Below are 9,170 nucleotides of genomic sequence, written 5' to 3' on the forward strand. Positions count from 1 at the left end.
AAGAAATCATGAAATTTTTCCCAACTAAGAAAGTTTATGTGACCACCAAGAAGGACTTTGTCAAAGCCAAACGTAAGCAGTTCGTATCACGTATTATCACAGGCGACTATGATGCCATTGTCATTGGGGATTCACAATTTGAGAAGATACCAATGAGTCGTGAAAAACAGGTCACCTATATCAATGACAAACTCGAGCAACTCCGAGAAATCAAGCTAGGAAGTGACAGTGATTACACGGTGAAAGAAGCAGAGCGTTCGATTAAGGGACTAGAGCACCAATTAGAAGAACTCCAAAAACTGGAGCGGGATACCTTTATTGAATTTGAAAACCTTGGCATTGATTTTCTTTTTGTGGATGAGGCTCATCACTTCAAGAATATCCGACCAATCACTGGACTTGGGAATGTCGCGGGTATCACCAATACCACTTCAAAAAAGAACGTAGACATGGAAATGAAGGTGAGACAGGTTCAGGCAGAGCATGGCGATAGAAATGTTGTTTTTGCGACAGGAACACCAGTCTCAAACTCCATTAGTGAACTTTTCACTATGATGAATTACATTCAACCCGATGTCTTGGAACGATACCAGGTATCCAATTTTGACTCCTGGGTTGGGGCTTTTGGGAATATCGAAAACTCTATGGAACTAGCCCCGACAGGAGATAAATACCAACCTAAGAAACGGTTCAAGAAATTTGTCAACCTTCCTGAACTCATGCGAATTTACAAGGAAACAGCTGATATTCAGACTTCAGATATGCTTGATTTACCTGTACCTGAAGCTAAGATTATTGCGGTGGAAAGCGAGTTAACGCAAGCTCAGAAATACTATTTAGAAGAGCTGGTAGAGCGTTCAGACGCTATCAAGTCAGGTAGTGTTGCTCCAAGTAGAGATAACATGCTTAAGATAACTGGAGAAGCCAGAAAACTAGCCATTGACATGCGTCTCATTGATCCTGCTTACACCTTGTCTGACAATCAGAAGATTCTTCAAGTAGTGGACAATGTGGAACGCATTTACCGTGAGGGAGAAAATGAGAAAGCTACCCAGATGATTTTCTCAGATATTGGAACGCCTAAGAGTAAGGAAGAAGGCTTTGATGTTTACAATGAATTGAAAGACCTTTTAGTGGATAGAGGGATTCCCAAAGAAGCAATAGCCTTTGTCCATGACGCCAATACGGATGACAAGAAAAACTCTCTGTCACGCAAGGTCAATAGTGGAGAAGTACGGATTCTCATGGCTTCGACAGAAAAAGGGGGAACAGGATTAAACGTCCAGTCTCGCATGAAAGCTGTCCACCATTTAGACGTTCCCTGGAGGCCCTCAGATGTAGGACGGATTTTGCGGACATTCAAAATAAAAAAGAATGTGGAGGTAACAGACAATGGCAAAGACAATTTTTGAGGAAATGGGCGGCAAATACGAAAGGCAAGGGGATTATTTGATACCGTGCTTAACTGTACCCGCCGAAGAAGAACAGGCAATAGGCATCTGGGGACAGCGGCATTTGGATTATCTGAAGCATCACTGCAAAGTTACATACACCAATCTTCTTACAAGCGGCAGACTTAACGCTTACCTTGCCGACATTGACAGACAGGCACAGGAACGCTTTGAAAGGCTCATAGAGGGTATGAAACAGGCACAGGGCATAACGGAACAGCTAAAGGCAGAAAACGCCTTAGAATGGACAGGATGCCTCAATAACATAAGGGCTTGTGCGAGGGAGATTGTGGAAAAGGAAATTATTTTTGCATAAACAGATGATTAGTGGCAGGGGGAAATCCTGCCGCTTTTTCTGCTTTAGTTTGTCAGCTTGACAAATAAAGGGTTAAGGAATATAATTAGATTCAGTATTATACAAGGAGTTAATAAATATGCGGCAAGGTATTATTAAATAAACTGTCAATTTGATAGTGGGAACAAAAAGTAGCAGTCCCGTTTCACTTTTAATATGGGGCTTAGTTTTTTGTACCCAGTTTAATAATACTTTTATCATGTAATTTTATATGCCCGAAAACATATAAGTGTTTTGGGGCTATTGGAGTTATTTACCCAGTGATAGGAGTATTTATCACTGGGTATTTTTATGCCCTTTTTTGGGTGTTGATAGGAGGAAAATCACATGAAAATAATTAACTTAGGCATTCTGGCTCACGTTGACGCAGGAAAGACAACATTAACGGAGAGTTTATTGTATACCAGTGGTGCAATTGCAGAACCAGGGAGCGTAGATAAAGGCACAACAAGGACAGATACAATGAATTTGGAGCGTCAAAGGGGAATCACTATCCAGACAGCAGTGACATCTTTTCAGTGGGAGGATGTAAAAGTCAACATTATAGATACGCCAGGCCATATGGATTTTTTGGCGGAAGTATACCGTTCTTTATCCGTATTAGACGGAGCAGTATTATTAGTTTCTGCAAAGGATGGCATACAGGCACAGACCCGTATACTGTTTCATGCACTACAGACAATGAAGATTCCGACAATTTTTTTCATCAATAAAATTGACCAAGAGGGGATTGATTTGCCAATGGTATATCAAGAAATGAAAGCAAAGCTTTCTTCGGAAATTATAGTGAAGCAAAAGGTTGGGCAGCATCCCCATATAAATGTAACGGACAATGACGATATGGAACAGTGGGATGCGGTAATTATGGGAAACGATGAACTATTAGAGAAATATATGTCAGGGAAACCGTTTAAAATGTCAGAACTGGAACAGGAAGAAAACAGGAGATTCCAAAACGGAACGTTATTTCCCGTTTATCACGGAAGTGCTAAAAACAATCTGGGGATTCGGCAGCTTATAGAAGTGATTGCCAGTAAGTTTTATTCATCAACGCCTGAAGGTCAATCTGAACTATGCGGGCAGGTTTTTAAGATTGAATATTCAGAGAAAAGGCGGCGTTTTGTTTATGTGCGTATATATAGCGGAACATTGCATTTGAGGGATGTTATTAAAATATCTGAAAAAGAGAAAATAAAAATCACAGAGATGTGTGTTCCGACAAACGGTGAATTATATTCATCCGATACAGCCTGCTCTGGTGATATTGTAATTTTACCAAATGATGTTTTGCAGCTAAACAGTATTTTGGGGAACGAAATGCTGTTGCCGCAGAGAAAATTTATTGAAAATCCTCTCCCTATGCTCCAAACAACGATTGCAGTAAAGAAATCTGAACAGCGGGAAATATTGCTTGGGGCACTTACAGAAATTTCAGATGGCGACCCTCTTTTAAAATATTATGTGGATACTACAACGCATGAGATTATACTTTCTTTTTTGGGGAATGTGCAGATGGAAGTCATTTGTGCCATCCTTGAGGAAAAATACCATGTGGAGGCAGAAATAAAAGAGCCTACTGTTATATATATGGAAAGACCGCTTAGAAAAGCAGAATATACCATCCACATAGAAGTCCCGCCAAATCCTTTCTGGGCTTCTGTCGGGTTGTCCATAGAGCCGCTCCCTATTGGAAGCGGAGTGCAGTATGAAAGCAGAGTTTCACTTGGATATTTAAATCAATCGTTCCAAAATGCGGTTATGGAGGGGGTTCTTTATGGCTGCGAGCAGGGGCTGTATGGATGGAAAGTGACAGACTGTAAAATCTGTTTTGAATATGGATTGTATTATAGTCCTGTAAGTACCCCCGCAGACTTTCGGCTGCTTTCCCCTATCGTATTGGAGCAGGCTTTAAAAAAAGCAGGGACAGAACTATTAGAGCCATATCTCCACTTTGAAATTTATGCACCGCAGGAATATCTCTCACGGGCGTATCATGATGCTCCAAGGTATTGTGCAGATATTGTAAGTACTCAGATAAAGAATGACGAGGTCATTCTGAAAGGAGAAATCCCTGCTAGATGTATTCAAGAATACAGGAACGATTTAACTTATTTCACAAATGGGCAGGGAGTCTGCTTGACAGAGTTAAAAGGATACCAGCCAGCTATTGGTAAATTTATTTGCCAACCCCGCCGCCCGAATAGCCGTATAGATAAGGTTCGGCATATGTTCCACAAGTTAGCTTAACAGCTTGCAAAAGTCATATAAAATGAGATTTGAAAGGATTAGAGACTAATTATGATGAAATGCGAATGGATATTGTGTCCTGTTTGTGGGAGCAAAACCCGTAATAAAATTAGGAAGGACACTGTTTTGGAGAATTATCCCCTTTATTGTCCAAAATGCAGACAAGAAAGATTGATTAAAGTTGACAACTTGAAGATAACTGTCATCAAAGAGCCAGACGCTTAAGACGCAGAGCCGATGAAATTGTGGAACAATTCACGAATCATCGGCTCTTTTTGTTTCGTATTTGAAAGAACAAACTCACCAAATAAAAAAAACGATATTCGGGTGGGTTATTTTGTTATACCCTAAATTACCCTCTGAATTTGTTTTTAAATTTGGAGGGATTTTTTTATGTCCTTTTTTCGGGCAGTTATCTATCTGCTCATACGAAGCAAAATTTATCAATACATAGCATATCAGAGAACGGCAGGAAACCAGTTAAAAAAATTTCTGCCAGTGCAACGGTACTTCTCACCTTGAAAGTAGAAGTACAATCTCCATACAATAGAATTACTATTTCCTATAACCGTAAAGGTCACAGAGCCTTTGCGGTTTTTCTTTTGTCGATTTTTGTTGGAAAGTGCCGTAGGGCTGTTTCTGGTGTGCGTTGCCGCTCCCCGCCTCTCCATCTGGATTTTTACATTTCAAAAATTCAGATTGGAGGTATTAGCGGTGAAATACGCACCAAGAAAAGTATATATCAAAGAAAGCGGCGGCTATGTGGAACTGTCCTATACGGATTTCTGCCGCCGCAGGCAAGCCGACAAGGGATATATGGACAAGCTGTTTATCCCCGTCCAAGGTTGTCTGCTTGAAGTCGTAAGGGAGCAATATGCGGACTTCTACCGTGACAGGGAGCGGTGGCGTTACCTGCAAAAATTAGATGCGAGGAACAGCCTGCTATCTCTGGACGGATTTACGGACAGCGAGGGGAATCCTCTGGACTTTATCGCTGATGAAGCGGCGGACATTGCGGAAACCGTTGTCAATGCTGTTATGGTGGACAGGCTGAAAGCCGCCCTGCCTTTGTTGTCGGATAGTGAGCAGGAGTTGATACAGGCAATCTTTTTTGACGGACTTTCCGAGCGTGAAGTCGGGGCGAGGTTAGGCATAACCCAGAGCGTTGTGAACAAACGCAAAGCCAGAATCCTAAGAAAACTAAGAAAGATAATAGAAAATTAAAATTTAAGGCGTTCAGCCCCCTTGTTTTTTCCTTTGGGAAGATGAGGGGGCTTTTCTCTGCCCTCTCAATCAATTCTGATTGGAGGAAGTAAGAATGGCATACAACCACGGACGGGAGGACAGGAAATGGCGTATCTGGAAAGAAGCGGAGGAAAAGCTGCTGCGTGAGTGCGGTGTTGATGAAGCGACCATTGAGCAGATACGCATTGCGGACAGGGCAGACTTCAATTCCAACAGGCGGTTTTACCGATGGACGAATGACGTTGCGGAATACCTTGAGGACATGGCAGACAGGGAGCGGCAAGCGGAGGTGAATACAGTTGCGGAGTTACTGGACGAGATTGAGAGCGAAAATCTCTATCAAGTATTAGTCACGGTGGACGGGCGTACCTTGAAAATCGTCCTGCTGAAAATGCAGGGGTATTCCACAAAGGAGATTGCCCCACTTGTGCATTTGACGACTGGTGCCATCTATGCGAGGTTAGACCATCTGCGGAAGAAGCTTCGGAAAATTTTGTAAGCGTCTAATACATCCCATTATTCTGCGGGCTACTGGGTGGGGAGTGGAATCTCCCCGCTTATTTTTGGCAGGAGGAAAACGGGATGGCATATAAAGCTAAGGCGTACACGCTTCGGGAGGAATCCACGGAAAGCGGTATAAGGTATTTTATCAGTTTTAAGGACGGGCAGGGGGAACACCACGAACTGGAAGTATCCGAAGAATGGTTGGCACAAGGTTTTACAAGCCCAGAGGATAGAGCCAACTACCAAGCTTTAAAGGAACAGTATGAAGATGAAACTCTTGATTATAGCTTTTCAAAGCGTGAAATCACTGGACAGCTGGAACTCATCATCACAAGTCGTGAGAATGATTTTCCAAACTTAGATGAGGTGACGAAGGCAGAATACCTTGATTTGGTTGCCCAACTTGATGATTTAGACAAGAGACAGGCTGACTATTATCGCAAGCAATTAGCCTAGAAAGAGGTGTAAGATGTTGGAGCAAATTCTACAAAGCCTTTTGATTATCGCAGCAATAGGACTGATGTTGTTTGTCCTTTATCGGATTGTGAAAGTTTCAGGTGCTTTATTTCTTATCGGACTCATCAGTGGATTAGTCTTTATTGAAATATATGGAATTTACCTATTCTTCACAGAAAGACACCTATATTCAGAAGATTTAGCAGCTAATGGCATATGGAGTTTCACTGGATTTTATATTGCATTGAATTTATTTCTTGCTATTAGCTTAAGTATGAGGTGGTGGAGAAATAGAATCGTTTAACATGGGGATTACCTACTGGTAGTCCTTTTTCTTGTGATAAAATCTCCAAGCTAATCTTGATATGATGAAGCTATCACTAATAGAGGAGTAAGCCATGTTAAATAAAGTGAAAGCTCGATTTCTGATTGGATTAGGAGGTTTAATCGCAGTCAGTTTTATGGTCATGATTGGCTACACGATTGGCTCACAAACCATTTCAAAGCAAACAGAGAACCAAATACGAGCAGAAGCCAATAAACTTGTGTCAAAGAAAAAGCAGGAGGAAAGAGCGACAGTCCTATCAGATGAGCTTGTCAATGAATTTCTCACTCAATATTTCACCAAGGTCCAGCTGGGTGAAAATAACGCTCGTATCAAACCCTACATGACGGACTCGGCATTTTCAGAAGAGGAAGCAAATCAGAATAAAGCGATCAATCAAGTTTATAAAGACTATATGCTTGACTACCGATTTGAATCAGCCAGTATCTATGTCAATACAGAAAGTAATGTTGCACTTGCGGAAGTTACCTATCAAGTGACCTATGTATCTGATTTGAGTGAGCAACAACAGCGAACCTCTCAAACAGAAACCAAGACGGTTATGTTATCCTACTCCAAAGTTTCCGACAAGCTCCTGGTTAATCAGTTGACCATTTGGAATGGAAAACTAGAGGACATGAAAGAAGCCACAGATGGTGCAAATTCCAGCATACCAACGATCCAAGGAACTACGACAAGCGAGAACAACTAGCAGGAGACAGTCTTCTGCTTTTTTTGATAGGGAGGAAAGATGACACGAATTAAAGCAGTAAAACAAAAGGCCATTTTAGATGTTGCTGAGAGTCTGGGCTGTTCCTTCAGACGTTTATCAGGACACATTTATGAACACCCAGACCATGATTCCTTTCGGATTTTTGCCGATACCAATACTTTCAAATGGTTTTCAAGAGATATACAAGGAGATGTAATTGACTTTGTTCAATTAGTGACAGGTGTTTCTTTCAAAGAGGCTGTATCCTATCTTGAAACTGGGGATTTTGAACAAGTTAAGTTGATAGAAGAAACTTATCAACCATTTCAATACTATTTGCATGAAGAACCCTTTCAGCAAGCACGTACTTACTTGCAAGTCGTCCGTGGCCTAAGTGATCAGACTATTAATACCTTTGGCAGACAAGGATTGCTTGCTCACGCTACTTATCAATCGGAGCCCGTATTAGTGTTAAAAAGCTATGACCACAACGGGACCTTACAGGCCGCAAGCCTTCAAGGTCTCGTCAAAAATGAAGAAAAACACGATCGAGGTTATCTCAAAAAAATCATGAAAGGATCTCATGGCTATGTCGGTATTAGTTTCGATATTGGGAATCCTAAGCGACTCATTTTTTGTGAATCAGTTATCGATATGATGAGTTATTATCAGCTTTACCAAAAGCAATTATCCGATGTTCGCCTGATTTCAATGGAAGGTTTAAAACTTTCTGTGATTGCTTATCAGACCTTGCGTCTAGCAGCAGAGGAACAGGGGAAATTGGCATTTCTAGATACAGTAAATCCAAGCAGACTTAGTCATTATCTTCAGGCAATACAAGAGACGACAACCTTCTTCCAAACTCATTCAAATGCATTAACATTGGCTGTTGATAACGATGAGGCAGGAAGAGAATTTTGTCAGAAACTGTCAGATAAAGGACTTCCGCTTTCTCAAGATTTACCACCATTGCAAGGACTTGAAACAAAGTTAGATTGGAATGATATTGTGAAACGACAAAAGGAATTATCTTTAAGAGATCTTATCCAGTCAGCCCAAACAAAAGTCATTAGAGATCATCCTCCACCTAAACGAGAGCACACTTTTGATGTGATAACAAAATCAAGTCCGCTATCATAATCTAGAATGTGACAAGGAGGACACCCTATGAGTGTGATTGAACGTCTGGCTGAAAAAGTAGCTAGACAAGAAGAAAAGGTCTCACGTGAGACGGAGAAATTGGAACACTATCGTGACCAACTACAAACAGCTATGTACAGTACCTTTATCAAACGGCAACAATCTAGTCAGTTGTCATTTCATGAAGCACTAGAGCAAGCCTTTGGTAAAGAAACCACACTACACCCAAATTACAGAAATGAGGATACAGAATGAGTAAAACATGGAATTTTGATCAGCCACTAGATGATGTGAAACCAACATCATCCCATGAAGAACGAGCAAAAATTGCAGCACTTTTCCATAAACAAGATGAAAAACCAATTGAAGAAGTAGACTATGTGGCTGCTTTTGAACAGCAACAAAAGGAGTCAGAATCTAAAGATGTACAGACGCCCGAATCAAAAGTTAAACAAAGCCAGCCGAAGAAAGTAAATATCACAAGCGACTATAAACAACACTTGGCAGACACTATTGCACAAAACAACAAGGATATTTCAGCCTGTCAAAAGCAAATTGAAGAACTTCATCAATTGATTGATGAAAAGAAAATCCAAAATAAAAAGTTGCAGGCTATTTCAGTAGCCATTGATGATTTATAAGTCAGGTAGTCCTATGCGGGCTACCTGACTTATAATTGAAGGAGAAGATAATGAAATTTTTTCAAAAGAAAAAACAGAACCAGGATCAATTTAA

At 40.9% G+C, this 9,170-nt stretch carries 12 protein-coding genes; all 12 read left to right on the forward strand.

Features of this window, described 5'->3' with window-relative positions:
• On the forward strand, window positions 1-1,412 hold a 1,412-nt coding region (locus J5566_RS10060; protein WP_244229024.1), incomplete at its 5' end, for an SNF2-related protein.
• Window positions 1,393-1,767 carry a TnpV protein gene (locus J5566_RS10065; protein ID WP_029752727.1) on the forward strand — a complete coding sequence of 125 codons (375 nt, stop codon included), beginning with the start codon at window positions 1,393-1,395 and terminating at the stop codon, window positions 1,765-1,767. The genes J5566_RS10060 and J5566_RS10065, both read left to right, overlap by 20 nt.
• 366 nt (window positions 1,768-2,133) lie before the next feature.
• Complete coding sequence (gene tet(O), locus J5566_RS10070) at window positions 2,134-4,053, forward strand: tetracycline resistance ribosomal protection protein Tet(O) (protein WP_014636291.1); 1,920 nt, start codon at window positions 2,134-2,136, stop codon at window positions 4,051-4,053.
• 54 nt (window positions 4,054-4,107) lie between these two features.
• Complete coding sequence (locus J5566_RS10075; RefSeq protein WP_004614788.1) at window positions 4,108-4,278, forward strand: cysteine-rich KTR domain-containing protein; 171 nt, start codon at window positions 4,108-4,110, stop codon at window positions 4,276-4,278.
• Between the two features lie 489 nt (window positions 4,279-4,767).
• Window positions 4,768-5,277, forward strand: a complete 510-nt coding sequence (locus J5566_RS10080) for a sigma-70 family RNA polymerase sigma factor (RefSeq protein ID WP_000872511.1) — start codon at window positions 4,768-4,770, stop codon at window positions 5,275-5,277.
• Between the two features lie 94 nt (window positions 5,278-5,371).
• Entirely contained in the window at window positions 5,372-5,797 is a 426-nt protein-coding gene (locus tag J5566_RS10085) for a sigma-70 family RNA polymerase sigma factor (RefSeq protein ID WP_043035759.1), read from the forward strand.
• Window positions 5,798-5,880: 83 nt separating this feature from the next.
• A complete protein-coding gene (locus J5566_RS10095) occupies window positions 5,881-6,258 on the forward strand; it encodes a DUF5962 family protein (RefSeq protein WP_244229025.1) in 378 nt (125 codons plus the stop codon).
• Between the two features lie 13 nt (window positions 6,259-6,271).
• Window positions 6,272-6,562: a DUF5966 family protein gene (locus J5566_RS10100; protein ID WP_000893083.1), complete on the forward strand. Its 291-nt coding sequence runs from the start codon at window positions 6,272-6,274 to the stop codon at window positions 6,560-6,562.
• A gap of 94 nt (window positions 6,563-6,656) precedes the next feature.
• The gene (locus tag J5566_RS10105) at window positions 6,657-7,295 is read left to right on the forward strand and encodes a hypothetical protein (RefSeq protein ID WP_014636296.1); all 639 of its coding nucleotides are present in this window, start codon (window positions 6,657-6,659) and stop codon (window positions 7,293-7,295) included.
• 39 nt (window positions 7,296-7,334) lie between these two features.
• The gene (locus tag J5566_RS10110) at window positions 7,335-8,435 is read left to right on the forward strand and encodes a toprim domain-containing protein (RefSeq protein ID WP_000196860.1); all 1,101 of its coding nucleotides are present in this window, start codon (window positions 7,335-7,337) and stop codon (window positions 8,433-8,435) included.
• A 27-nt stretch (window positions 8,436-8,462) separates the two neighbouring features.
• The gene (locus tag J5566_RS10115; protein WP_000110922.1) at window positions 8,463-8,690 is read left to right on the forward strand and encodes a DUF5965 family protein; all 228 of its coding nucleotides are present in this window, start codon (window positions 8,463-8,465) and stop codon (window positions 8,688-8,690) included.
• Entirely contained in the window at window positions 8,687-9,076 is a 390-nt protein-coding gene (locus J5566_RS10120; protein ID WP_000048066.1) for a DUF5945 family protein, read from the forward strand. Before J5566_RS10115 ends, J5566_RS10120 begins: the two co-directional genes overlap by 4 nt.
• Window positions 9,077-9,170: the final 94 nt, after the last annotated feature.

This window comes from Streptococcus suis, assembly GCF_017601095.1.
GTDB lineage: Bacteria > Bacillota > Bacilli > Lactobacillales > Streptococcaceae > Streptococcus > Streptococcus suis_Z.